The 25499-nt window shown below is 41.1% G+C and carries 19 protein-coding genes and 1 pseudogene; 15 read left to right on the forward strand and 5 right to left on the reverse strand.

Annotated elements, in window-relative coordinates:
• Positions 1 to 384: 384 nt before the first annotated feature.
• Positions 385 to 729 (reverse strand): iron-sulfur cluster insertion protein ErpA, encoded by a 345-nt coding sequence (erpA, locus tag INT04_RS03870; protein ID WP_088493601.1) that lies wholly within the window; start codon positions 727 to 729, stop codon positions 385 to 387.
• 275 nt (positions 730 to 1004) lie between these two features.
• On the opposite strand from erpA, the gene hemL reads away from it, so the two are divergent.
• On the forward strand, positions 1005 to 2291 hold the full coding sequence (gene hemL, locus INT04_RS03875; RefSeq protein ID WP_193014837.1) for a glutamate-1-semialdehyde 2,1-aminomutase: 1287 nt from the start codon (positions 1005 to 1007) through the stop codon (positions 2289 to 2291).
• Between the two features lie 92 nt (positions 2292 to 2383).
• On the opposite strand, the pseudogene mrcB reads toward hemL, so the two are convergent.
• A pseudogene (gene mrcB, locus INT04_RS03880) lies at positions 2384 to 4690 on the reverse strand (bifunctional glycosyl transferase/transpeptidase); the annotation flags it as partial.
• A gap of 128 nt (positions 4691 to 4818) precedes the next feature.
• The gene (gene hrpB / locus INT04_RS03885; RefSeq protein WP_193014839.1) at positions 4819 to 7251 is read right to left on the reverse strand and encodes an ATP-dependent helicase HrpB; all 2433 of its coding nucleotides are present in this window, start codon (positions 7249 to 7251) and stop codon (positions 4819 to 4821) included.
• 85 nt (positions 7252 to 7336) lie between these two features.
• Between hrpB and sfsA the strand changes: the two genes are divergently transcribed.
• The 14 genes from sfsA to fbpC all read left to right on the forward strand — a co-directional run bounded on the left by sfsA (position 7337) and on the right by fbpC (position 22391).
• Positions 7337 to 8047 (forward strand): DNA/RNA nuclease SfsA, encoded by a 711-nt coding sequence (gene sfsA, locus INT04_RS03890; RefSeq protein ID WP_193014840.1) that lies wholly within the window; start codon positions 7337 to 7339, stop codon positions 8045 to 8047.
• A gap of 196 nt (positions 8048 to 8243) precedes the next feature.
• Positions 8244 to 8699, forward strand: coding sequence for an RNA polymerase-binding protein DksA (gene dksA / locus INT04_RS03895; protein ID WP_023580786.1), 456 nt, complete (start codon positions 8244 to 8246; stop codon positions 8697 to 8699).
• Between the two features lie 54 nt (positions 8700 to 8753).
• Complete coding sequence (gene gluQRS / locus INT04_RS03900) at positions 8754 to 9665, forward strand: tRNA glutamyl-Q(34) synthetase GluQRS (RefSeq protein ID WP_193014841.1); 912 nt, start codon at positions 8754 to 8756, stop codon at positions 9663 to 9665.
• A 91-nt stretch (positions 9666 to 9756) separates the two neighbouring features.
• Entirely contained in the window at positions 9757 to 11316 is a 1560-nt protein-coding gene (gene pcnB, locus INT04_RS03905) for a polynucleotide adenylyltransferase PcnB (RefSeq protein ID WP_413465698.1), read from the forward strand.
• Positions 11309 to 11803 (forward strand): 2-amino-4-hydroxy-6-hydroxymethyldihydropteridine diphosphokinase, encoded by a 495-nt coding sequence (gene folK / locus INT04_RS03910; RefSeq protein WP_193014843.1) that lies wholly within the window; start codon positions 11309 to 11311, stop codon positions 11801 to 11803. The genes pcnB and folK overlap by 8 nt, the downstream gene beginning before the upstream one ends.
• Before the next feature lie 360 nt (positions 11804 to 12163).
• Complete coding sequence (panB, locus tag INT04_RS03915) at positions 12164 to 12955, forward strand: 3-methyl-2-oxobutanoate hydroxymethyltransferase (protein WP_193014844.1); 792 nt, start codon at positions 12164 to 12166, stop codon at positions 12953 to 12955.
• 42 nt (positions 12956 to 12997) lie between these two features.
• Positions 12998 to 13849: a pantoate--beta-alanine ligase gene (gene panC / locus INT04_RS03920; protein ID WP_193014845.1), complete on the forward strand. Its 852-nt coding sequence runs from the start codon at positions 12998 to 13000 to the stop codon at positions 13847 to 13849.
• A gap of 29 nt (positions 13850 to 13878) precedes the next feature.
• Positions 13879 to 14259 (forward strand): aspartate 1-decarboxylase, encoded by a 381-nt coding sequence (panD, locus tag INT04_RS03925; protein ID WP_064719124.1) that lies wholly within the window; start codon positions 13879 to 13881, stop codon positions 14257 to 14259.
• Positions 14260 to 14537: 278 nt separating this feature from the next.
• Positions 14538 to 15170 (forward strand): response regulator transcription factor, encoded by a 633-nt coding sequence (locus tag INT04_RS03930; RefSeq protein ID WP_193014846.1) that lies wholly within the window; start codon positions 14538 to 14540, stop codon positions 15168 to 15170.
• 1 nt (position 15171) lies between these two features.
• On the forward strand, positions 15172 to 16728 hold the full coding sequence (locus tag INT04_RS03935) for an MASE1 domain-containing protein (protein ID WP_193014847.1): 1557 nt from the start codon (positions 15172 to 15174) through the stop codon (positions 16726 to 16728).
• A 67-nt stretch (positions 16729 to 16795) separates the two neighbouring features.
• A complete protein-coding gene (gene uhpC, locus INT04_RS03940; protein WP_319022958.1) occupies positions 16796 to 18148 on the forward strand; it encodes an MFS transporter family glucose-6-phosphate receptor UhpC in 1353 nt (450 codons plus the stop codon).
• Positions 18149 to 18150: 2 nt separating this feature from the next.
• Positions 18151 to 19182, forward strand: a complete 1032-nt coding sequence (locus tag INT04_RS03945) for an ABC transporter substrate-binding protein (protein WP_109392034.1) — start codon at positions 18151 to 18153, stop codon at positions 19180 to 19182.
• 74 nt (positions 19183 to 19256) lie between these two features.
• On the forward strand, positions 19257 to 21335 hold the full coding sequence (locus INT04_RS03950; protein ID WP_193014849.1) for an ABC transporter permease: 2079 nt from the start codon (positions 19257 to 19259) through the stop codon (positions 21333 to 21335).
• 15 nt (positions 21336 to 21350) lie between these two features.
• Positions 21351 to 22391, forward strand: a complete 1041-nt coding sequence (gene fbpC, locus INT04_RS03955; RefSeq protein WP_193014850.1) for a ferric ABC transporter ATP-binding protein — start codon at positions 21351 to 21353, stop codon at positions 22389 to 22391.
• Positions 22392 to 22632: 241 nt separating this feature from the next.
• Here fbpC and INT04_RS03960 read toward each other — a convergent pair whose 3' ends face one another.
• The gene (locus tag INT04_RS03960) at positions 22633 to 23961 is read right to left on the reverse strand and encodes a D-serine ammonia-lyase (protein ID WP_193014851.1); all 1329 of its coding nucleotides are present in this window, start codon (positions 23959 to 23961) and stop codon (positions 22633 to 22635) included.
• Positions 23962 to 23973: 12 nt separating this feature from the next.
• Positions 23974 to 25311 carry a D-serine transporter DsdX gene (gene dsdX / locus INT04_RS03965; protein WP_193014852.1) on the reverse strand — a complete coding sequence of 446 codons (1338 nt, stop codon included), beginning with the start codon at positions 25309 to 25311 and terminating at the stop codon, positions 23974 to 23976.
• Between the last annotated feature and the right edge of the window lie 188 nt (positions 25312 to 25499).

The following is a 25499-nucleotide window of genomic DNA, read 5'->3' on the forward strand; positions in this document are numbered from 1 at the left end:
TAAAATTTAGTGTATCGCAGAAGATCCCTTTAAATAGAGACAGAAATATCACCCACAGAGTGATTTTATGAAATAAGCTCAGAAAGAATAAATAACGAAAAGAAGAGAAAAGAAAAGAAGAGAAAAGAAGAGAAGAGAAGAAAAAAAGAAAAGAGTAACCAACAAACTCTCACAGACAAAAGTCGTGAGCGAGCAAGCTGTGCAACAAGGCAGACAGCGCACAGTAAGCGGAGCATACATTAGTATGTGAGCATTACGAGCACTGCTCTAACGCCGTGGCACTACTGCACAGCCACGACGCCAAAGAATATAAACAGCGTAAAGCATTACGAGTGTTGCTATAACGCCACAGCACTACTGCACAGCCACGACGCCAAAGAAGGATCAAATACTAAAGGAAGAACCGCAACCACACGTACTTGTAGCATTAGGATTCGTCACAATAAAACGCGAACCCTCCAACCCCTCGGTATAATCCACACAGCCACCCACTAAATACTGCAAACTCATCGGATCAACCACTAAGGCAACGCCTTGTTTTTCTATGGTCATATCACCTTCATTCATTGCATCATCAAAGGTAAAACCATACTGGAATCCACTACAACCGCCGCCCGTGATATAAACACGTAAACGCAGATTTGGATTTTCTTCATCCGCAATCAGATCTTTTACTTTATTTGCAGCCGCGTCAGTAAATTGTAACGGCAGAGCCATATCATCACTCATTGTTCACTCCAGACTGGGTATTCCAGCAAAAAAACAGTCAGCAAAAATTTATATTTCTTGCTGATATAATGTGATGATTATCTAATACCTGCTCATAACCTTCAAGTTTGTTGTGGACAAAATACACTTTTTGCTACCTATCGCTTTTTACGATAAATCACGTACTCACAATAACAGTGATAAATCAAAATGTTGTTGCCGTGTATTTGGCTTCATCTGCGTGGTGCTTTAGAATACGCCTTAATCTTACGCTCACCCATCATTAGGAGTCTGACATGAGCAAGTCTGAAACGCTTTATAATCTCGCACAACAAGTGATCCCCGGCGGTGTCAACTCACCTGTTAGAGCATTTAACGGTGTAGGTGGAACCCCGCTTTTTATTGAACGTGCTAATGGTGCGTATATTTATGATGTCGATGGGCGCGCTTACCTTGACTATGTCGGCTCATGGGGACCGATGGTTTTAGGCCACAACCACCCTTCTATTCGCCATGCTGTTACTGACGCGGTACAAAAAGGCCTAAGCTTTGGCGCACCAACAGCAGCTGAAGTTGAAATGGCAAACCTAGTGACTGAACTTGTGCCTTCCATGGATATGGTTCGCATGGTGAACTCAGGTACAGAAGCGACAATGAGCGCTATTCGCCTTGCTCGTGGTTATACGGGTCGTGACAAAATCATTAAATTCGAAGGTTGCTACCACGGCCATGCCGATTGCCTATTAGTCAAAGCAGGCTCTGGCGCATTAACGATGGGACAACCAAATTCACCGGGTGTACCCGCTGATTTTGTAAAGCACACTTTAACCTGTACTTACAACGATTTAAATTCTGTACGCCAAGCATTTGAAAACTACCCTGAAGAAGTCGCCTGTATCATTGTTGAGCCTGTTGCGGGCAATATGAACTGCGTACCACCAAAAGCCGATTTCTTACCGGGCTTGCGCGCATTATGTGATGAGTTTGGTGCATTGCTGATTATTGATGAAGTTATGACAGGTTTTCGCGTGGCATTAGGGGGCGCACAAGCTTATTACGATGTTGATCCTGATTTAACATGCTTAGGTAAAATCATTGGTGGCGGTATGCCAGTGGGTGCTTTTGGTGGACATATGGAAGTAATGTCTAAACTCGCACCAATTGGTCCTGTTTATCAAGCTGGTACTTTATCAGGCAACCCAATTGCTATGGCAGCAGGTCTCGCGTGTTTACACGAAGTATCACAACCGGGAGTTCATCAAACATTAGATGAGCTAACAACAATGCTAGCTGATGGTTTACTTGAAAAAGCACAACAAGCGGGCATTCCAATGGTTATCAATCATGTTGGCGGGATGTTTGGTCTGTTCTTTACGGATGCAAAAGAAGTCACTTGCTATCAAGATGTGATGAACTGCGATGTTGAACGCTTTAAACAATTCTTCCATTTGATGCTAGAAAAACGCGTCTACCTTGCACCTTCTGCATTTGAAGCTGGCTTTATGTCTATTGCTCATACCAAAGAAGATATTCAACGCACTATTGATGCTGCGGAATATGCTTTTGCTCAGATGAAGGGCTAATATTCGATTCGTTTTTTAATAAAAATAAGATGTGAATAAACAAAAAACGGCACTTATGTGCCGTTTTTATTTTAGCTAATCTATGTGATTACTTACTCAGAAAACAGATCTTGTAACCACTTTGGTGCGCCACTTTCATCAGTATCTTGCTGAATAGGTGTACACAATCCATCTGGATTTGCTGTCCATACAGGTAGAGTACGAACACCTCCGCCATAACAAGCAAAGTTACCTTGAGCATCAACAGACATCTCTGCGATATCTTCTGGCACTGGTAGATTTAATTTCAGCGGTGCCTGATTTTCTAAATAGTTACGATACAGCAACAATGCCCCTGTTGAACCCGTTAAGTTCGTTGGGCCATTATTATCGCGTCCCATCCATGAAATCGTCACTTCCTTGCCATCTATTCCCGCAAACCAACTATCACGGAGATCGTTAGTGGTACCGGTTTTACCTGCAAGATTGTAATGACCAAATTTAGGTTTTAATACACGCCATGCTGTTCCTGAATTCACCACTTGTTGCATACCAAATAACGTCATATAAGCCGCTTGTGATGAAACTGTGGTTTCTGCTTGAGGGTAACTTTGATAAAGCACCGTGCCATCTTGGGTAATAACAGAACGCAATGAAGATACTTTTGCTCGGTTACCTAAACTACCAATAGTTTGGAATGTTTGAGCCACTTCCATTGGGGTTAAGTTTAATGCACCTAATAGCATGGAAGGCACTTTTTCTAGATTTTCAGCAGGTGCGCCCAAGTTAATCCATGTTTTGATCACTTGGTCTAATCCCACTTCTAAACCCAGATTCACGGTTGGCACGTTACGTGATGTTGCTAACGCATCCACCAGCATTAATTTGCCTTTATAACCACGATCGTAGTTACGCGGTTGCCAAGGTTTCCCCCCCGGAATAGGCACAGAAATAGGCTCATCCGCAAGCCATGTATTTAAACGAAAACGTTCAGGCTCACTTAATGCGGTTAAGTACGTGGCAGGTTTTGCTAAAGAACCAATTGAACGACGGGCTGATAAGGCACGGTTAAAGCCTGCATATTGTGGTTGAGAACCGCCCACTAAGGCTCTAACTTCACCACTTAGACGATCAACTACGACCATCGCCCCTTCAAGATCGTCAATTTTACGCACTTTACGGATATCCGCGACCCCCACTTCAACCGCTTTTTCAGCCGCATCTTGTGAGACAGGATCTAATGTAGTAAAAATTTTGGTACCCGATAAATCTTTTACTTTATCGCCTAAGTTTGTTTGTAACTCTTGGCGAACCAATTGCATAAACGCAGGTTGAGGCGTTAACGCTTCGCTACGTGGCTTCACACCTAAAGGGCGCGCACTAAGCACATTGTAAAGCTCTTGGTCAATTATCTCTTGGGTTTGCAGTAGTTTTAATACCACATTACGGCGTTCTAACGCTGCTTTAGGGTTGCGCCAAGGATTATAAGCAGAAGCACCTTTAACCATCCCTACTAAAAGCGCTTGCTGATCAAGGCTTAATTCATCAACAGGACGGCCAAAATAGTAAAGACTGGCTAAAGGGAAGCCCCGAATTTGTTCATCGCCACTTTGCCCTAAAAAGACTTCATTAAGATACAATTCTAAAATGCGATCTTTGCTATAACTCGCATCCATAATGATCGCCATATAGGCTTCATTAAGCTTTCTTTTTAATGTTCTTTCGTTAGTCAAAAACAGGTTTTTCACTAACTGTTGCGTTAAGGTACTCCCACCTTGAACCGCTTTACCCGCCGTAAAGTTCGCTAATACCGCACGGCCAATAGAATAAAAGCTGATACCGTCATGCTCGTAAAAACGGCGATCTTCCGTTGCAATTAACGTATCCACTAATAGCTGTGGAAATTTATCTCTTGCTAAGAATAAACGTTGTTCACCACTTGCAGATTGCATCATGGTGATCAGTTTAGGATCAAGGCGAAAAAAACCAAATTGGCGCTGATTACCCATATTAGTAATACTAGCAAGTGAGTTTTGCTCAAAGGTCAATTTAGCTAAAATTTGTTCTTCACGACCATCAGGAAAATCAAAAGGTCGGCGCAACATTTCAATCGTGTTACCTCTTACCACAAATTCGCCAGGACGGGTGATTTTGTTAACATTCCGGTATTGCATACCCTCAAGTAAGCTCACCATCTCTTTTTGGCTATAATTCATGCCCGGTTCTAAGTTAACAGTACGTCCGTAAACCGCGGCAGGTAATTCCCAAACATTGCCATCAAGGCGCTCTTTAATTTGAGAATGTAAATAAACACCATAAATGCCCATTAAAACCGCAACCACAATGGCGATTTTGACAAATAACCAAAACCAAGAACGACCTCTTTTGGTTTGTTTCACTGGTCTTTTCTTTCTACTCATGAACTGTATCTCTCATTAAAACCCCTTTATCACGGGATAAAGAAGCCTAACATTGTCGCTATTTTTCTGTGTGATCCCACAAGAAAGCTCTCAAATACACATAAAACTAGGGTAAAACTAATACTCATTTATTGGCTATATTTTTTTACTCGTCGTGTGGGTGCCGTATCGGCGGGTGAGTCAGGCCATAAATGCTTGGGATAGCGCCCTTTCATCTCTTTTTGCACCTCTTTATAACTTCCTGCCCAAAATGTCGCCAAATCTTGTGTTTTCTGAATAGGTCGATGAGCAGGTGATAGTAACTCCATCACAACGGGTAATTGACCATTCGCTACAATAGGGCTTTGCTGTTCGCCATAAACCTCTTGAATGCGGATCGCGATCACAGGAGGTAACTCCATATCATAGTTGATAATCACTTTTGTGCCTGTTGGTGCCAAATAATGCGTCGGAAATAAGCTTTGAAGCAACTGATTTTCATGCCATGTTAATTGGTTTTTAATAATTGTATTAATATCAATTTGTTGTAACGCTTTTAATGTTTGTCTATCGCCAAGTTCGGGCAATAACCATGTTTCTAGCGTTTCAAGTAACACCGTTTCTTCTAAATCAGGCAATAAGGCTTCTGGACACCATTTTTTCGCCAAAGAAAGGCGTATAAAAAGCTGTTGAGTCTCTTCATTCAGTGCTAAAGCATTTAAACCGTTATCTCTCAGCCAATTTAATAATGCTTGTTGCATTTGCTGTTTATTGGGTTTGTCTAATTGGCACTGGCTTAAGGTTAATCGCCCTAATTGGCTTTGTTGCCATGCAACTAACGTACCGCGTTTTTCATCCCATTCAACAGTCGTATTATTTTCAATAAGTTCAGGAAAGGTAGCTGATATTTCATCAATATCAATCGGTAGCGCTAATAAAATTCGGACATCGGCATAATGCGCATTTTGTAATAACAATGGTGCTAAGATCCACGTTGTATCACTCATTGAGTGCGAGTGATCCATCATGGCACCTTGCCCATTGGCTAAACGAAAACGACCTTGATTATCACGATTTTTAGCAATCCTATCAGGAAATCCAACCGCTAATAATAAACCTAACAATTCAGGGCAAAACATTCCTTTCCGATGTTGAGAAAGCTGTTTTTCACGTCGCATCCAGAAGGTGTTTTTTTGCTGAGCAATCCACTCCAGATTAATTTCTTGTCCTCGGGGTGGCTCTTCTAAGATTACACATAGGCGTGCTGCCGTCGCAAGATGATTATCACTTTGCTCACTTGCATAATCTAAGATTGCAGCTAATCGAGGCTCTATGCCCCATTGCGCCATGCGTGAGCCTCGTGCGGTTAATCCACCTTGTTTATCTGTTGCACCTAAACGATACAATAAATCTTGAGCGGCATGTAATGCTTGGGGTGTTGGCGTATCTAACCAATTCAACTGATTAATGTCGCGACACCCCCACTGCAAGATAGAAAGCCATAACGACGATAAATCACTACTTAAAATTTCAGGTATTTGGTGAGAAGCAACACGCTCTGCCTGCTCTTGGCTGATTAAATGCCAGCAAATGCCAGTCTCAAGGCGCCCTGCTCGTCCAGCTCTCTGTGTCTGTGACGATTGGCTAATTCTTTGGCGCAATAAGCTAGTGACACCGCTTTTCAAATCAAATTGAGCGCGTTTTTCAATAGCACTATCAATAACTAAGCGAATACCTTCAATAGTCAGACTGGTTTCTGCAATATTGGTGGCAAGTACCACCTTTCGATAACCTTTTTCAGTTGGCTCAATCGCTTTTTGTTGTTCTGTCAATGAAAGCGCACCATAAAGCGGAAATAGCAAAACATTGTCATCCACTTTATCTTTTAGAATATCTGCAACACGTACTATCTCTGCACTACCCGGCAAGAATATCAGCATAGAACCCGTTTCTTGTGCTAATAATCGCAACGCCATTGTGGCAATTTCTTGTTCAAATGGTTGATGTGTGTTGATAGGATGATACAACCTCGCAACAGGATAACTGCGCCCTTGCGCACTGATCATGGGGGCATCAGGTAATAGTGAGGTAAGTTTTTGATTGTCTAAGGTTGCCGACATAATCAATACACGCAAATCATCACGTAACCCCATCTGCACATCAAGCAATAGAGCCAGTGCTAAATCTGCTTGTAAACTACGTTCATGAAATTCATCTAAAATCACTAGACTCACGCCCGTGAGTTCCGGATCTTGCTGTAACATCCGGTTTAATACCCCTTCAGTTACCACTTCAAGTCGAGTTTGTGAACAGACCTTGCTTTCCGCTTTCATACGGTAACCTACCGTATTACCAACTTCTTCATTTAGCTGACTCGCTAAACGATAAGCAATGCTTTTAGTCGCAATTCGTCTTGGCTCTAATAAAATTATTTTCCCATCGAAGAGATTTTGCTGAAGTAAATAGAGGGGAAGCGCCGTTGATTTACCTGCACCTGTTGGGGCATGCAGTAAAACTTGTGGGGATTGTTTTAACGCAGTAACAATTTTTTCCGTTACCTCAAAGATTGGCAATAAATGCACACAGGCTCCATGATTGATTAACTTTCTCTGCGCGGCATTGTAGCATTAGCGCTTTATTAAAGGTCGTATTTTCATCGGAGTCGTCATGAAATTTGAGCAACCACTACAATCTGCCACTTTACTAAAACGATATAAGCGTTTTTTAGCAGACGTTGTCACCCCTAGTGGGGAAGAATTCACGCTCCATTGTGCCAACACAGGGGCAATGACGGGATGCGCAACCCCCGGTGATACGGTTTGGTACTCCACCTCTTCAAATGCAAAAAGAAAGTACCCACACAGTTGGGAACTGACACAGACTCAAACTGATGATTGGATCTGTGTAAATACCTTAAGAGCAAATGGGATTATTGCCGATGCCATTGAAGCTGGTGACATTCCAGAATTATCTGAATATGAAGAGATAAAACGAGAAGTGAAATACGGTAATGAGAATAGCCGTATTGACATTTTACTTAAATCAAATCATAAAGTTGACTGCTATATTGAAGTGAAATCAGTCACATTACTAGATAACGGAATAGGTTATTTTCCTGATGCCAAAACACAACGTGGTCAGAAACATCTGCGAGAGTTGACCGCTATCGCAAATTCAGGTTTAAGGGCTGTCTTATTCTACGCAGTTCCCCATACTGGCATTACGGAAGTGACTGTTGCTAAAGAGATTGACCCTGACTATGCTTCATTGTTAAAAGAAGCCCATGATGCAGGGGTTGAAATCTTGTGTTATCGCATCAATATTAGTGAGTACAATTTAACAATTGGACAGCAATTACCTTTTATTTCAAATGGTTAATTGATTTTCATCGTGTTAGTTAAGTATTTTTTAACTAAAAAGGGACATTTACTTGCGTGCCTTCACACCATGAGAAAACTTATTAAAGGAATAATTGCTATCCTCGCGGGCATCTGCTATTTATAGCGCCCTATTTTTTCCCCTTCCTGTTTTGAAGGTGGGGATTATTCAGAAATGCGTATGTAGGAGAAGCATTATGCAAGAAGGGCAAAAGCGTAAAACATCGTCCATGAGCATTCTCGCAATCGCTGGCGTTGAGCCGTATCAAGAAAAAGCGGGCGAAGAGTACATGAACGAAGCCCAATTAGCGCATTTTAAGCTAATACTTGAATCTTGGCGCAATCAGCTCAGGGATGAAGTCAACCGCACCGTTACTCATATGCAAGATGAGGCGGCAAACTTCCCCGATCCCGTTGACCGTGCTGCACAAGAAGAAGAATTCAGTCTTGAGCTGCGTAACCGTGATCGTGAACGTAAACTCATTAAGAAAATCGAGAAAACACTGAAAAAAGTCGAAGATGATGACTTTGGTTTCTGTGAATCTTGTGGGGTTGAGATCGGCATTCGCCGTTTAGAAGCTCGCCCTACAGCCGATTTATGTATCGACTGTAAAACATTAGCTGAAATCCGTGAAAAGCAGATGGCAGGCTAATTGATGAGCCAACGCCTCAACGTAATACGTTGAGGCGTTTATCTGAATCTTTCGATGCACGAGATTACAGACTATACTGGGCGCTTTGCGCCATCACCAACGGGTCAACTTCATTTTGGCTCATTGGTTACTGCACTTGCTAGTTATCTTCAAGCTCGCGCACACCAAGGGCGTTGGCTTCTGCGCATCGATGATATTGACCCTTCAAGAGAACCTCCCGGCACGGCATCCCAAATTATTTGTACATTAGAACATTATGGTTTGCTCTGGGATGGTGATATTCTTTATCAATCGCAACGCCATGACGCTTACCATGAAGTGTTATCTTCACTTTGGCAAGAGGGTGTCTGTTATCACTGTCATTGTAGCCGTCATCGTTTACATGACTTAGGTGGTGTGTATGATAACCACTGCCGTCACCATGCTGCTTTAACAAATAACCACACACCATTTGATAAAAACAGCGCTTGGCGTCTGATCCAACAGCATCCTATTTATCATTTTGAAGATATCATTCAAGGTACGTATTACGCTAAAAGTACATCTATCGTACTAGAAGATATGATTATTCACAGAAAAGATAACTTATTTGCGTATAATCTAGTGACGGTGATTGATGATAGTTATCAGGGTGTAACTGATGTTGTAAGAGGTGCTGATCTACTTGACCCCACATTGCGACAAATCAGTTTACATAAGCAACTGAATTTACCTATTCCGCGTTATGCTCATTTGCCTTTAGCAATAAACCATGACGGTAATAAATTATCGAAGCAAAATCACGCGCATGCGTTGCCGGATTCTGATCCAAGACCCGTCATTATCGATGCCTTACAATTTCTTAATCAGCCTATTATCGCTGGCTGGCAAGATTATTCGTTAGCATCATTATTAGAGATTGCAATAGTACAGTGGACACCTTCTGAGGTTTTAAAACAAAATCATCAGCAACAAGGGTACGAATAAACCACACAAAGCATTCTCAAAAAATGTTCAGTAGGCTATGATTAGCCGCTTAATTTTTTTAATTATTAGATTTTATTATTCGAGGTGTCATATTTTTAATCGAGTAGCACATTTCTGCCGTAATCTGCTAGGGCGGCAAACGACGTCAACAGACACACAACCGGTAGCAAATGAAAGGCCAGTGACAACTGCATCTGACCGACCAATACAAGAAACACAGAAACCTGTGCGTCGGCGTCCTGCTATATCTGCAGACCGTCCCCGTAAGAAAAAGAGTAATAAAGAAAAGGCGAACGGGAGTGATTTGCCAATGACAGTGATCCCAAGAGATCAACACCCAATTTCACGTAAAGACATCAGTGATAATGCATTAAAAGTGCTTTATCGCCTAAATAACTCTGGCTTTCAGGCTTATTTAGTCGGTGGCGGTGTCCGTGACTTATTACTGGGAAAAAAACCAAAAGATTTTGATATTGCCACAAATGCAACACCTGAAGATGTGCGCCGATTATTCCGCAATAGCCGTTTAGTCGGTCGCCGTTTCCGCCTTGCGCATATTATGTTTGGCCCTGAAGTCATTGAAGTTGCCACCTTCCGTGGCTCTCATGAAGATCATGAAATTTCAGACAACAACCAATCACAGCAAGCACAAAGTGGTATGTTACTGCGCGATAATATTTTTGGCTCTATTGAAGAAGATGCCATTCGCCGTGACTTTACATTAAACAGCCTCTATTACAGTGTTGATGATTTTGCTGTACGTGATTATGTCGGTGGCTTAGCTGACTTAAAAGCGGGCATTATTCGTTTAATTGGTGATCCTGAAACACGTTATCGTGAAGATCCCGTTAGAATGCTAAGAGCGATCCGCTTTGCCAGTAAGCTTGATATGCAAATTGCCCCTGAAACCGCAGAGCCAATTAGTCGACTTGCTCCATTGTTACGTAATATTCCATCAGCACGTCTCTTTGAAGAGGCACTGAAATTATTACAAACAGGGCAAGGCTATAAAACTTACCAGTTAATGTGTCGCCATCAAATACTTGAGCCGCTGTTCCCTCTAATTGCATCCAGAATGACAGAGCAACACGATACGCCAATGGAGAGAATGTTAGATCAAGTTCTCAAAAATACGGATTATCGTATTAATAAAGACATGCGTGTTAATCCTGCATTCTTATTTGCGGCAATGTTGTGGTATCCATTAATTGAGCACGCAGAAGAGCTTGTCCAAGAAAGTGGTCTTTCCTACTATGATTCATTCGCCATGGCAATGAATAATATTTTAGATGAACAATGTCGTACTATTGCAATACCAAAACGCATTACAACAATGATGCGTGATATTTGGCAATTACAACAACGTTTACCTAAACGCCAAGGTCGTCGTGCCAATAAACTGCTTGAACATCCTAAATTCCGTGCTGCATTCGATTTACTGGAATTGCGTGCCAATGTACAACAAAACCCAGAACTCGAAGCATTAGCAAGTTGGTGGGCCGATTTCCAAGCCTCTAACAATACGCAACAGCGTTCAATGGTATCTGAATTAGGTCAAGCCCCTGTTCGTCGGCGTCCTACACGCCCACGTAAGCGTCCCCGCCATCCAAATGCCAAACCTGCATCAAGACTAGAGGACAGCAATGAGTAAACAGAGAAAGCGTGTTTATATCATTTTAGGTAGCAATTTGGATTCACCTGAAAATCAAGTGAATTCTGCGATTAAAGCAATCAGTGAAATTCCACAAACCACACTGATTGCACAATCATCTTGGTATCGTACACGCCCAATGGGACCACAAGATCAGCCCGATTATCTTAATGTTGCCATTGCTGTTGATACAACCTTAGCACCAGAGATATTGCTTGATAACACACAAGCAATTGAATTGGCGCAAGGTCGTATCAGAAAAGAGGGCCATCGTTGGGGCCCAAGAACGCTGGATCTCGACATCATGTTATTTGGTGATGATGTTATCCAAACTGAGCGCTTAACGGTGCCTCATTACGGGCTTAAAGTCCGTGAATTTATGCTCTACCCATTAGCTGAATTAGCACCAGACCTTCGCTTTCCTGATGGTGAATTATTAGCAGACAGATTGGCGTTAGTGCCTGAAAATGGCATGGAAAAGTGGTAACTTCACACTAATACGCCCTTAATGCTAAAGGTTGATACTGTGAAAAACATAAACAGTATCAGCCTATCTCTTCTCCTTTGCTTTCCCTCAATTTTTCAAACTCCCCTCATCGCCTCAATCTCTAAACTCTTTTATATTTATTTTTTACATATAACCAATTGATGAATATAAATAAAAATTATCATTTGTTGTTTTTTATTACTCATGTAGTTACTTTTTCTTCGTTTTTAGTCCTTAAATGCTACAATCGAAAGCGGCTTTATATTGATAATTTAAAAATTCCTTTAATAAACAAACAATTATGTGAAGCATTTTATTTTATCTGCACACAAAAAACCAACAATGATGGAGTTTGTTATAATGAAACCCACTACACTTTCAACGCTAAATCGCTATAAGCAAGAAAATAAAAAATTCGCTACGATCACCGCTTATGATGCAAGTTTTGCTCGCCTTTTTGCACAAGAGGGTATTCAGGCCATGCTTATTGGTGATTCATTGGGAATGACACTACAAGGTCATAGCAGCACACTGCCTGTTACCGTTGAGCAAATTGCCTATCACACTCGTTGTGTCAGAGCTGGCGCACCTAACGCTTTTTTAATTGCTGATATGCCCTTTATGTCTTATTCAACCCCCGAGCAAGCGTGTCTTAATGCGGCTACGTTGATGCAATCAGGGGCGAATATGGTGAAAATTGAAGGCGGTAGCTGGTTAATTTCTACCGTTAAAATGCTGACAGAACGCGCAGTTCCCGTTTGTATTCATTTAGGGTTAACACCACAATCGGTCAACGTATTTGGAGGCTATAAAGTTCAAGGTAGAGAAAACGATACCGCTGAGCAATTAAAGCAAGATGCTATCGCCCTTGAAAAAGCGGGAGCACAACTCGCAGTATTAGAATGTGTTCCGGTTACTCTCGCAAAAGCGATTACCGATACACTGACTATGCCTGTTATTGGTATTGGTGCAGGAAATGTTACTGACGGGCAAATTCTTGTTATGCATGACTTATTAGGCCTAACACCTCAAGCCCCTAAATTCTCAAAAGATTTTTTACAAGAAGCTGGCTCATTAAAAGGTGCCGTCAGCCTTTATGTTCAGCAAGTAGAACAAGGCCAGTTTCCACAAGAACAACATTCATTTAACTGATTTATCATCTCAATTTATAAACATCGTTTAAAGGAGTCACGCGTGCTAATTATTGAAACTACGCTTATCTTACGCAGAGAAATCAAGCGATTAAAGCAAGAAGGTAAACGCATTGCATTGGTTCCAACAATGGGTAATCTTCATGAAGGTCACCTAAAGTTAATTGAAGAAGCCCGTATTCATGCTGATGTAGTCATTACTTCTGTATTTGTTAATCCTCTTCAATTTGACAGAGAAGCTGATTTAGCCAATTACCCTCGTACCTTACAAGAAGATTGTGAATTACTCCGCGATAAAAATGTCGATATTATCTTTGCCCCATCGGCTAAAGAGATGTATCCACAGGGCATGGAAAACCAGACAACGGTTGATGTGCCGATGCTTTCTACTATTTTAGAAGGGGCGAGCCGTCCAGGCCATTTTCGTGGTGTCACTACCGTTGTCAGCAAGCTATTTAATCTTATTCAACCTGATGTTGCGATGTTTGGTGAAAAAGACTTCCAACAACTACAAATTATCAAAAAGATGGTAAGCGATTTATGTATGGATATCAGCATCGTTCCTGTTGCTATCGTACGTGACAAAAATGGTTTAGCGCTAAGTTCACGTAATCGCCTATTATCTGATAATGAAAAACAACAAGCTCCCGCACTTTATCAAGCAATGCAAGAAATTGCAGAGCAATTAAAGTCGGGTAATCACGATGTTAATCAGTTGCTACAACGTGCAAAAAACACCTTAGAGCAACAAGGTTTTCGTGCGGATGAGTGCTTTATTTGTGACGCGGATACGCTAACACCACTCAATGAAGAGAGTCGTCGAGCGGTGATTTTAATGGCTGCATGGCTAGGTAATACGCGCCTTATCGATAACCAGCAAGTTAATCTTGTGTAATTAATTATTAGAATATAGGAAACACAACAATGCTACGCACTATGTTACAAGGCAAACTTCATCGCGTAAAAGTAACACAAGCCGATCTTCATTACGAAGGCTCTTGCGCGATTGATCAGGATTTTATGGATGCCGCTGGCATTCTTGAAAATGAAGCGATCGATATTTATAACGTTGATAATGGCGAACGTTTTTCAACTTACGCCATTTGTGCAGAAAGAGGTTCACGAATTATTTCTGTCAATGGTGCCGCCGCTCGTCGTGCTGCCGTTGGCGATCGCTTAATTATTTGCTCTTATGTACAAATTCCTGATAGCGATGCGCGTAGCCATAAGCCAAACATTGCATATTTTGAAGACAACAATGAAATGAAACGTATTGCCAAAGCGGTGCCTGTTCAAGTTGCTTAATCATTGACATCCTCCCCACCCTAAAGGACGGGATTTTACGGCGCACCTGATAAAATATTGCCAACTTCCCATAGGCAGAGTTTCCCTGCTTATGGGAAACAATAACAAGAACAATAAATAACCCATTGTTATTATTTGCTTGTCACGATTCACCTTGATAAAAACGAGATATAAGGTTCAAAACTAGGTTTCTTCTCCATTTTTCCTCGCTTATCTTTCTGTAGCTTGTTATAAATCATATAAGTATTGTCTGACTACTCTCTGACTAATAAAAAATTATGATAAAAGTGGCTTTAGTAGATGATCACATTGTTGTCCGTTCTGGATTTGCACAACTCTTAATGCTGGAACCTGATATTCATATTGTGGGTGAATATTCTAATGGGCAAGAAGCATGGCCTTATTTAGTGCATGATGATATTGATGTTGCTGTCATGGATCTCTCTATGCCGGGTGAAAGTGGCCTACAACTGCAAAATCGTTTAAAACAAAAACGCCCTGATTTTCGTACCATTATTTTAAGTATCTACGATACGCCCGCTTTTGTTCAAAGCGCGTTAGATTCAGGTGCACGCGGTTATTTAACCAAACGCTGTGGCCCAGAAGAATTAGTACAAGCCGTACGCGCGGTACATCAAGGCGGTTGCTATCTTTGCTCTGATGCAATGAAAGCATTACGACACACCCCTGAAAAAGAAGATGCATTGCATACCTTAACACCGCGTGAAAGAGAGATTTTTAATCTTCTTGTCCAAGGTGTTAACGTCAAAACAATAGCGGTACAACTTAACCTTAGCCATAAAACAGTGCATGTCCACCGTGCCAATGTACTGGGTAAATTAGACTGTGAAACCACTATCGATTTAGTCCATTTCGCACTGAAAAATCAGTTAATTACAGGCTCGCTATAAAATGAAAAGAGGGCTACGTTTTCTTCTTCAGTCCCTTTTTTTATTACTGACTTACTCTTTACTTTGGCTATCACTTTGGGTGATTGGCTTTTACTTAAGTAAAAATGGACAACAAGCTGCTCTTTTTTTACCTCAAGGCCTGCGGTTAGCGCTGATCATTTTACTTTGGCGGCGTTTTTGGTTGCCGATGCTATTTGCTGAATGGGGGCTTTATTATTGGCTGACACAAGAGCAATTAATCACCCATACTATTATTTATCTCTCTCCGCTATTAAGCTTGATTATTGCGTTAGAAATTCAGCGTATTTGGTGGCGATATCCGCTTTATTGGCAACGTTTAACACTTTTAATTGGCGCTGTCGGTTTTAATAGCCTGTTACAAGCCTTTATTCTTGGCTTTTTCATTAATACCACCAGCGAAATTTTTCTGACCTCTGTCACCGGAGGCATACTACTCGCCCCCTTTGTATTTTTACTTTATGAATACCTTCGTGAACTGCAAAGTCGCGCGTTAATCTCTGATGGAACCCTTGATCCCCCATTAAGAACATCATTACTCATGTGGGGATTTCTATTTTGCCTTATCGGATTAAGTGCGCAGTTTTTCTTAACACCTGAAATAGAGCGTTTATTAGTTATTCTCGTTTTTATTCCTAATGTCTTTATGGCGTACCGTTATGGCTGGCAAGGTGGCGTATTATCCGCACTATTAGGCAGTTTGATTATTACCTTTGCTCGCCAAGTTAATGGCGCATTTAATGACTTACGTGAATTAGAAATGTTCTTAACCACACAAGCCATTATCGGTATTGGTTTGGGGATTGCGATTAGCCGACAACAGCAGCTTGCTCATAATTTACGTCATTACCGTTTACGCCTAGAGCAAGAGTTACAAGCTCGTCGTGATCTAATGGAAAAACTGGTTCATACGGAAGAGGATGTGAAGAAAGCCATTGCTCGCGAATTGCATGATGAAATTGGACAAAATATTACCGCTATCCAAATTCAATCTATGCTGATGAAAAAAACGGCTAATAATGATAAAGCACGCCAAACAAGCGAACAAATCGAACGGCTTGCTTTGCAAATTCATCAATCTACACGCCAACTGCTTCGACAATTGCGCCCTCCTGTGTTAGATGAAATGTCACTTGAAAAAGCCCTTCATCATCTTATTAATGAATTTTCGTTCAATGACAACGGCATTACCTGCCATTTTAATTATTCATTAGAAAAAGAGCCTGACAACGAAACCATTATTTTTACCCTTTACCGTTTAGTACAAGAGCTCTTAAATAATATTAGTAAACACGCTAACGCCACTGATATCCAAGTCTCTTTGACTCAAAGCCAAAACCGCTTACGGTTAATTATCAGCGATAATGGCATTGGTATGTCACCCACGTCATTATCTGCACAACAAAGTAGTGGCTTTGGATTGCGAGGTATTGAAGAACGCATTCGCGCTTTAGGCGGAGAATGGGAAGTGATAAATCATCACGGTACGAAAATAATTGTTAACTTACCCACAAATTCGAAAGAAAACAGTGAAAACTAAGAATAAGTCTTAGTCATCTACAACCTTATCTCATTCTTTTTCGCGACATTTTTTTTACATTTGCAACATCAAAGAGGATGTTATGTCAGGTAAAAATTCGGCATCAATTAATAAGACCTATCACTTTTGGCGCAAAAATTTAATGCTGTCGATGATTATTGGGTATGCCACCTTTTACCTCACACGTAAAAGCGTCAACTTTGTTATGCCTGTTATGCAGATTGAATTAAATTTAGATAAAAGTGATATCGGTTGGATAGCGAGTCTGTTTTATCTGACTTACGGTTTATCTAAATTTATTTCCGGTATTTTCCATGATAAATGGGGATACCGTTGGTTTATGGGTGTGGGATTGGTGATGACAGGCATTATGAATATTATTTTTGCCTACTGCCTCTCTTTTCCCGCACTGCTTTTGGTCTGGGCACTAAATGGTTTCTTTCAAGGCTTTGGGTGGCCACCTTGTGCAAGGTTGTTAACACACTGGTATTCACGCAATGAGCGAGGCTTCTGGTGGGGATTATGGAATATCTCAATCAATCTTGGCGGGATGAGCCTTCCTATTTTAACCGCATGGTTAGCGACACATTATAGTTGGCAAGTTGCACTGATTGTACCCGGTATTATCGGCATTATGATTGGGTTATGGCTGTGTGTGCGATTAAAAGGTACTCCGGTAGAAGAAGGCCTGCCGACTGTGGGTGTGTGGCGACGCGATGTTTTTGAATTACGTCAAGAGCAAGCTTCTCCACCGAAGCCGATGCTAACGATATTGAAAGAGAGCATTTTATTTAACCGAATGATTTGGTTACTGGGTTTTTCTTATATTTTGGTTTATCTCATACGTATGGCGATAAACGATTGGGGAAATATCTGGTTATCAGAAACACATGGCGCCAACTTATTAAGTGCTAATGCCATTCTATCGTTATTTGAAGTGGGTGGTTTATTAGGCGCGTTATGTTCAGGCTGGGGGTCGGATCTCTTATTCCGAGGCCAACGAGCACCAATGATATTGCTGTTTTCACTCGGGCTTTTTACCGCAGTGGCTGCGCTTTGGTTAATACCAATTCATCATTATGCTCTGCTTGCCGCCTGTTTTTTTAGTATCGGTTTTTTTGTGTTTGGACCACAGATGTTAATCGGGCTTGCTGCAACAGAATATTGTCATAAAAACGCAGCGGGCACGGTAACTGGCTACTTGGGATTGTATGCCTATTTAGGGGCTGCAATGGCAGGTTGGCCATTAAGTCAGGTCATGGCGCATTATGGTTGGACTGGGATGTTTGCATTATTAACCAGTGCTGCGGCCTTAATGGGACTACTGCTAATGCCGTTATTGATTGCTGATGTTAGCAAACAAGAGCATTCAGTTGGCCCACTTTCATTTTCCGATGACGACACATTTAAAAGGTTCTGAACATGAAATTGAAAACCCTCTCTACACTCGTTGCCGCCGGTCTGGCACTTTCTGCCGTTAGCTTATCAACCCACGCGGCAGGCCGCTTAGTCGTTTACTGTAGTGCGACAAATGCGATGTGCGAAGCTGAAACAAAAGCTTTCGCTGAAAAGTATGATGTTAAAACAACCTTTGTCCGTAATGGTTCAGGCAGTACTTTAGCCAAAATTGAAGCTGAAAAGCGTAACCCTCAAGCTGATGTTTGGTATGGCGGTACAATGGATCCTCACTCACAAGCGGGTGAAATGGATCTGCTAGAACCGTATGTTTCACCTAATCTTGATCAGATCATGCCACAGTTTCGTGATCCCGCTAAACGCAAAGGTAACTACTCTTCTGCGGTTTATGTCGGAATTTTAGGTTTTGGCGTCAATAAAGATCGCTTAAAAGAAAAAGGCATCGCTATCCCAACGTGCTGGAAAGATTTAATTAAACCTGAATATAAAGGTGAAATCCAAATTGCTGATCCACAAAGTTCAGGAACCGCTTACACCGCACTGGCAACCTTTGACCAGTTATGGGGTACTGAACAAGCCTTTGATTATCTGAAAAAAATTAATACTAATATTTCACAATACACCAAGTCAGGTATTGCTCCAGCGCGAAATGCCGCTCGTGGTGAAGCTGCCATTGGGATTGGTTTCTTACATGACTACTCATTAGAAGTTGAAAATGGCGCACCGCTTGAATTGATTTCACCTTGTGAAGGTACAGGTTATGAAATTGGGGGTGTCAGTATCATTAAAAATGCCCGTAATATGGATAACGCAAAATTATTCGTAGATTGGACACTCTCAAAAGAAGCGCAAGAAATTAGTTGGAAAGAAGGTAAATCTTACCAAATTCTGACTAATACCTCGGCTGAATCTTCACCAATGGCACTGAAATTATCAGACTTAAAACTCATCAACTACGACATGGATAAATATGGCGATAGCGAAGTGCGTAAAGAGTTGATTAATAAGTGGGTAACCGAAGTAAAAATGGGTAAATAGCTCATTAATAGAGCGAGATACCCTCTCGCTCTCTTTTTCACATAATAATAAATACATTTACTCTCGGGGGATTTATGTCTCACACACTCGCTTTACCTGAAAAAAAGAGGCGGGATCCCATATTTTTATGGATCCTAATTGCGTGGATGGCTTTTGTGTTACTGCCGTCATGGAGCCTTGATTACGGTCTTTTAGATTCTACAGCAGATGAATTACTCACCTCGTATGGCTGGAGTAGCCTAAATATTAGTTGGCTCTGGTTTGTATTGCCAAACTTACTGCTCTTCCGCCCATTTAGTGCCCCTAAACGTGAAAACCGCTCTCGTCATTATTTTGATGCTGGTTTTGCGTTGCTGTGTGCCTTTATTATGATAGTAACAGCAACGCTTGAAGGTCGTGGTTTAGGCTATTCTACTATTATCTTGTTTATCTCCTTGGGTATGATAATGAAAACCGCCTTAACACGCCTTGAGTGGCTAGGTGGTGATAGCTTTGTTATTGGCTCTCTTATTGCTGTTGTTGCACTTATCGGTGCCTTTATTATCTTCCCAAGTATCGCTATTTTTATCCCGATGTTTAAAGACAGTGCGGGTGATTTTGCCCCATTTGCGTTTATTGCTATCTTAAGCCAAGCCCATATTGTGCAAGTCATGCTTAACTCAATAATGCTCTCTATCGCAGTGGGAATAGGTTGTACTTTTTTTGGTTTAATATTGGCAATTTATACCTCTCGTATTGCAGTACGTTCTGCCATTATTGGTCGTATATTTTCTATCTTACCTATTGTCACGCCGCCTTTTGTTGTCGGTTTAGGCGTAACGCTAATGATGGGTCGCTCTGGGTATATTACGGAGTTTCTCGCCACTTATGCGGGACTTGAAAATACCAACTGGTTATACGGTTTTACCGGTATTTGGTTAGCGCAAGTGCTCGCATTTACCCCTATGTCGTTTATGATTTTAGATGGCGCCATTAAAACTATTCATCCTTCATTAGAAGAAGCCTCTTACACCTTAAGAGCCAACCGTTATCAAACCTTTTTTAACGTCTTTATGCCGTTACTTAAGCCCGCGTTAGCCAATGCCTTTTTAATTGTCATTGTGCAATCTCTCGCTGACTTTAGTAACCCGCTCGTTTTAGGAGGCAACTTTGATGTTATTGCCACCCAAATTTATTTCTATATCACAGGCTCTCAGCTTGATTATCAGTCAGCCAGTACATTAGGTGCCTCTCTTCTGGTGTTCTCACTCTTAGTGTTCTGTGTGCAGTATATGTGGATTGGTAAACGCTCTTATGTCACCGTTTCAGGTAAGTCCTACCGGGGAGATGTTCAACCACTGCCATCGTCACTGATTGCGTTTGTCACGACCGTTCTCGGCATTTGGGTCGTCTTTAATATCTTGTTATATGGCAGCATTTTCTACGGTAGCTTTACCGTTAACTGGGGCGTCGATTACACCTTAACATTCGATAACTTTATCAAGTTATTTGGTCAAGGAATGAGTGACGGTGCATGGCCTTCACTGCTAGATACTTTGTTATATGCAGGTATTGCAGCACCTATTACGGCTATTCTCGGCTTACTCATTGCCTATATTGTGGTACGCCAAGACTTTAAAGGTAAAAAAAGCATCGAGTTCACGACAATGCTCTGTTTCGCCGTACCGGGTACAGTAGCGGGTGTCTCTTATATTCTTGCGTTTAACGACTCACCGTTCTATTTAACGGGCACGGCGGCGATTGTGATTATCTCGATGACAATGCGTAATGTGCCAGTAGGGATACGTGCAGGTATTGCGGGATTAGGGCAAATTGATAAATCACTTGATGAAGCCTCTTTAAGCTTAAGAGCAAATTCAATGAGAACGATTTTCTATGTGCTATTACCGTTATTGCGCCCCGCTATTTTGTCTGCGCTAATTTATAGCTTTGTACGTGCCATTACCACAGTCAGTGCCATTGTCTTCCTTGTTACACCAGATACACGCGTTGCAACGGCTTATATTTTAAACCGTGTTGAAGATGGTGAATACGGCGTCGCAATTGCCTACGGTTCGATTTTAATCGTCGTGATGTTGGCAATTATTTTCTTATTTGACTATTTGATTGGCGAAGCCCGTGTTTCACGCTCTAAAGCCAAAAATGCACAGTAATACGGAGTACAAATCATGACACAACAACATTTCGTTGAACTGAAAAATGTCGTTAAGCGTTTTGGCACTAATACGGTCATTGAAGATCTCAGCCTGTCTATTCCACAAGGCAAAATGGTTTCATTATTGGGGCCTTCAGGTTGCGGTAAAACGACGGTTTTACGCTTAGTTGCCGGGTTAGAAAAACCGACAGAAGGTAAAATTTTTATTGATGGTGAAGATGTGACAGATCGCTCTATCCAACAGCGCGATATCTGTATGGTGTTTCAGTCTTACGCCCTTTTCCCTCATATGTCATTAGGGGAAAACATTGGTTATGGCTTAAAAATGTTGGGCCGTCCTAAAGCAGAAATCAAACAGCGTGTGACTGAAGCCTTAGAGTTGGTGGATTTAGCAGGTTTTGAAGATCGTTTTGTTGACCAAATTTCAGGGGGGCAACAGCAACGAGTTGCCTTAGCTCGCGCCTTAATTTTAAAGCCTAAAGTACTGCTTTTTGATGAACCTCTGAGTAACCTTGATGCTAACTTACGTCGTAGTATGAGAGAGAAAATTCGTGAATTACAGCAACAGTTTAATATCACTTCTCTTTACGTAACCCATGACCAAAGTGAAGCATTTGCGGTTTCTGATATGGTATTGGTGATGAATAAAGGCAAGATAATGCAATTAGGCTCACCACAAACGCTTTATCGCCAACCTGCATCTGAATTTATGGCAAGCTTTATGGGAGATGCAAACTTATTCCCAGCCACATTAGGCCCTGATTATGTTGATATTTTCCAATATCGCTTACCTAAGCCTGATACCTTTAACACCACAAAAACAGACGTGAGAGTGGGTGTTAGACCAGAAGCAATTACGTTATCCCAACAAGGCGATGCCTGCCAGCAATGTAAAATCGTGCATGTGGCTTATATGGGGCCTCAGTATGAGGTAACCGTTGAATGGCAAAATCAGACTTTGCTATTACAAGTCAATGCGACACAACTTCAGCCTAATGAAGGTGACAGCTATTATCTGCAAATCCACCCTTATGGCATGTTTATTTTAGAATAAACAGAAGCATTCTAACGGTATCAATGAGTGAGGCACCCAATGGGTGCCTCTTTTTTTATAATTATAACACTACGACATATTCCCCTGGTGTGACATCCTGGTGTGAATGTTTGATGTAACACTTGGTATAACACATTGCTACTATATTATTGTTTTATATAACTATTACGGATACTTGTACTACTCCCTTTTATTTTTATCTGGGTGCTAAAGAAAAAACTCATCGCACCCGATCTGCGCTCTATTTTCCTTGAGCGAGATATTTTTGCATTTCATCTGCCGGCACCATACCACCACCAGTCGCCCATACTAAATGCGTTGCATTTTGCATTTTTTGACTGTCTAGCGATAAACCGTGCAGATAATCTTTAGCTTGAGTGACATGTACAGCCCCCGCCATTCCCGCTAAAGCTGAAGGTTCTAACTTGATGCTTTCTTCTTTGTTCAATAGGCTTAATAAATCATAAAGTGCTTGGTCATCAATGGTGTAATAACCATCAATTAAGCGCTCCATTGCACGCCCCACGAAGCCTGATGCGCGACCGACAGCAAGGCCATCCGCCGCCGTCACGTTATCGATACCAATTTCTTGTACTGAAACGCCTTCATGTAACTGAGTATAAACGCCCAGTAACATACAAGGTGAATGTGTTGGCTCTGCGAATAAACAGTGTACTGCATCACCAAATGCCAATTTCAGCCCAAACGCAACACCACCAGGGCCACCACCAACACCACAAGGCAGGTAAACAAACAGAGGATGTTCGCTATCAATACGAACACCTTGTTCTTCAAACTGACGTTTTAAACGTAATCCAGCAACGGCATAACCCAAAAATAAGGTTTTTGAGTTTTCATCATCAATAAAGAAACAGTTAGGATCTTTCTCAGCTTCTTTACGACCTTCTTCTACCGCAATGCTGTAATCTTGTTCATATTCAACAACATTAACGCCATGAGAGCGTAATTTATCTTTTTTCCACTGACGTGCATCAGCAGACATATGAACACTTACACTGAAGCCTAACTTCGCACTCATGATCCCAATAGACATACCTAAGTTGCCTGTTGAACCCACCGCGATACTGTATTGGCTAAAAAATTGACGGAATTCATCAGAGAATAATTTTTCATAATTATCATCTGTACTCAGTAATCCCGCGTTTATTGCCAATTTTTCAGCGTGCGTTAATACTTCATAAATTCCACCTCGCGCTTTAATTGAGCCTGAAATCGGTAAATGGCTATCCTTTTTCAAACGCAACTGACCGCTAATGGTTGTGTTATAACGCTTTTCAAGAGCAATTTTCATCTTAGGAATATCAACCACTTCTGATTCAATAATTCCTTGAGTAACCGCTGTTTCTGGAAATGCTTTTGCTAAATAAGGTGCAAAACGTTGTAATCTTGCTTGCGCATCAATAACGTCATCTTGCGTTAAACCAACATAAGGAAGTCCCTGGGCAGTGGTGGTTACCTTTGGGTTAAACCAAACCACTTCTTTTAAGTCCACTAAGTCACGAACTAGTGGAAAATCATTTATAAGTTTATTTATATCTATATGGGTCATAGTCGTTCTCTTTTATATGACAAAAGAAAGCATAAATGTACCGCCTAATGCGACAAAGGAGGCAATAAAGGTCGCGACACTGTAAAAACGAAAAGTTTCACTTAAAGTTGCATTACAATACTGTTTCACTAACCAAAACAGTGAGTCTGTGACGATGGTACAGCCAATAGCACCTGAACCAATTGCTAATGTAATTATTTCAGGACTAATGTTTGGATATAAAGGCATCATAGGGGCAACAATTGCCGTAGCACCCATCATCGCAACCGTGGCTGAACCCACGGCCGCATGAAGGATAATTGCCACTAACCAAGCCAATAAAATTGGGTGCATATCCAGATTGGATAGGATTAATGCTAAAGATTCACTTAAACCACTGCCTTTTAAAATGCCATTAAAAGCACCACCCGCACCAATAATTAATAGGATGTTGGCAATAGAGCTAAAGCTATCTTCTGTTTTCTTCAATAAGATATTCATGCCCATATTACGGCGAATACCTAAAATATAATAAGCAACAAATGCAGCAATAAACATGGCAGTAATTGGGTTACCAATAAACTGTAATGCGGTATAAAGCGAAGTCCCTTTTGTCATATTTAATTCTGCGGCTGTTTTTATCAGCATCAGAACAATTGGCAGTAAAACGGTAAAAAGAGTTGCACCTAATGAAGGCAAATCTTTTTCTTCACGCACTTCCATATCTGAAAATTCTTCAGGTACAGTTTTGAACGGTAAGCGATCACCTAATATTTTCAAGAATACAGGTCCCCCCACTAAAGAGGCAGCTAAACCGACAGCAAGACCTGCAACGATTACAGTTCCCATATCAGCGCCTAACTCATTCGTCACAAACAGTGCAGCAGGATGAGGCGGAACAATACAGTGAACGGCCATTAATGCAGTACATAAAGGAATGGCTAATTTTAATAATGAAGTATTTGTTTTTTTCGCAATAGAGAAAGCCAGTGGAATAAGTAATACCACACCAACTTCAACGAAGAGTGTAATACCACAAATAAGACCAACCAATACCATAATAACATCTGGAGATAACCAACGGCATTTTTGTAATGTAATACCGATGCGTTCTGCGGCACCTGATATTTCCATCATTTTACCCAAGATCGTTCCTAACCCAATAATTGCTGCTAAAAATCCTAATGTACCGCCAATACCACCTTCAATTGCATTAACCATTTCTAATGGATTCATCTTCATCGCTGTACCTACGAAGAAGCTTGCCAATAGTAAGGCTAGAAATGGGTGAAACTTAAGTTTTATTATAGTAAAAACAATGAGCAAGATACTAATAATAAGAGTACCCAGCACCCATAACGTTGAATCCATATATCCATCCCAAATATTTTATTTATTGTTAAACATATTGAATATTAATCATTCGACACTTACAAATGATGAAAATTTACACTAAGATGAACTCAGTTAACTCAAATAAGTGATCACAACCACAAATAATCACATTTTGATGAGTAAGGGCACCGTATTTCATATTAACATTACCTTGATTATTACCA

The organism is Proteus sp. FME41 (assembly GCF_014897315.1).
Lineage (GTDB): Bacteria > Pseudomonadota > Gammaproteobacteria > Enterobacterales > Enterobacteriaceae > Proteus.

Coding starts and splice junctions, on each gene's coding strand:
- erpA (WP_088493601.1), bottom strand. CDS start 729: ATGAGTGATGATATGGCTCTGCCGTTACAATTTACTGACGCGGCTGCA.
- hemL (WP_193014837.1), top strand. CDS start 1,005: ATGAGCAAGTCTGAAACGCTTTATAATCTCGCACAACAAGTGATCCCC.
- sfsA (WP_193014840.1), top strand. CDS start 7,337: ATGAAATTTGAGCAACCACTACAATCTGCCACTTTACTAAAACGATAT.
- dksA (WP_023580786.1), top strand. CDS start 8,244: ATGCAAGAAGGGCAAAAGCGTAAAACATCGTCCATGAGCATTCTCGCA.
- gluQRS (WP_193014841.1), top strand. CDS start 8,754: ATGCACGAGATTACAGACTATACTGGGCGCTTTGCGCCATCACCAACG.
- folK (WP_193014843.1), top strand. CDS start 11,309: ATGAGTAAACAGAGAAAGCGTGTTTATATCATTTTAGGTAGCAATTTG.
- panB (WP_193014844.1), top strand. CDS start 12,164: ATGAAACCCACTACACTTTCAACGCTAAATCGCTATAAGCAAGAAAAT.
- panD (WP_064719124.1), top strand. CDS start 13,879: ATGCTACGCACTATGTTACAAGGCAAACTTCATCGCGTAAAAGTAACA.
- INT04_RS03930 (WP_193014846.1), top strand. CDS start 14,538: ATGATAAAAGTGGCTTTAGTAGATGATCACATTGTTGTCCGTTCTGGA.
- INT04_RS03935 (WP_193014847.1), top strand. CDS start 15,172: ATGAAAAGAGGGCTACGTTTTCTTCTTCAGTCCCTTTTTTTATTACTG.
- INT04_RS03945 (WP_109392034.1), top strand. CDS start 18,151: ATGAAATTGAAAACCCTCTCTACACTCGTTGCCGCCGGTCTGGCACTT.
- INT04_RS03950 (WP_193014849.1), top strand. CDS start 19,257: ATGTCTCACACACTCGCTTTACCTGAAAAAAAGAGGCGGGATCCCATA.
- fbpC (WP_193014850.1), top strand. CDS start 21,351: ATGACACAACAACATTTCGTTGAACTGAAAAATGTCGTTAAGCGTTTT.
- INT04_RS03960 (WP_193014851.1), bottom strand. CDS start 23,961: ATGACCCATATAGATATAAATAAACTTATAAATGATTTTCCACTAGTT.
- dsdX (WP_193014852.1), bottom strand. CDS start 25,311: ATGGATTCAACGTTATGGGTGCTGGGTACTCTTATTATTAGTATCTTG.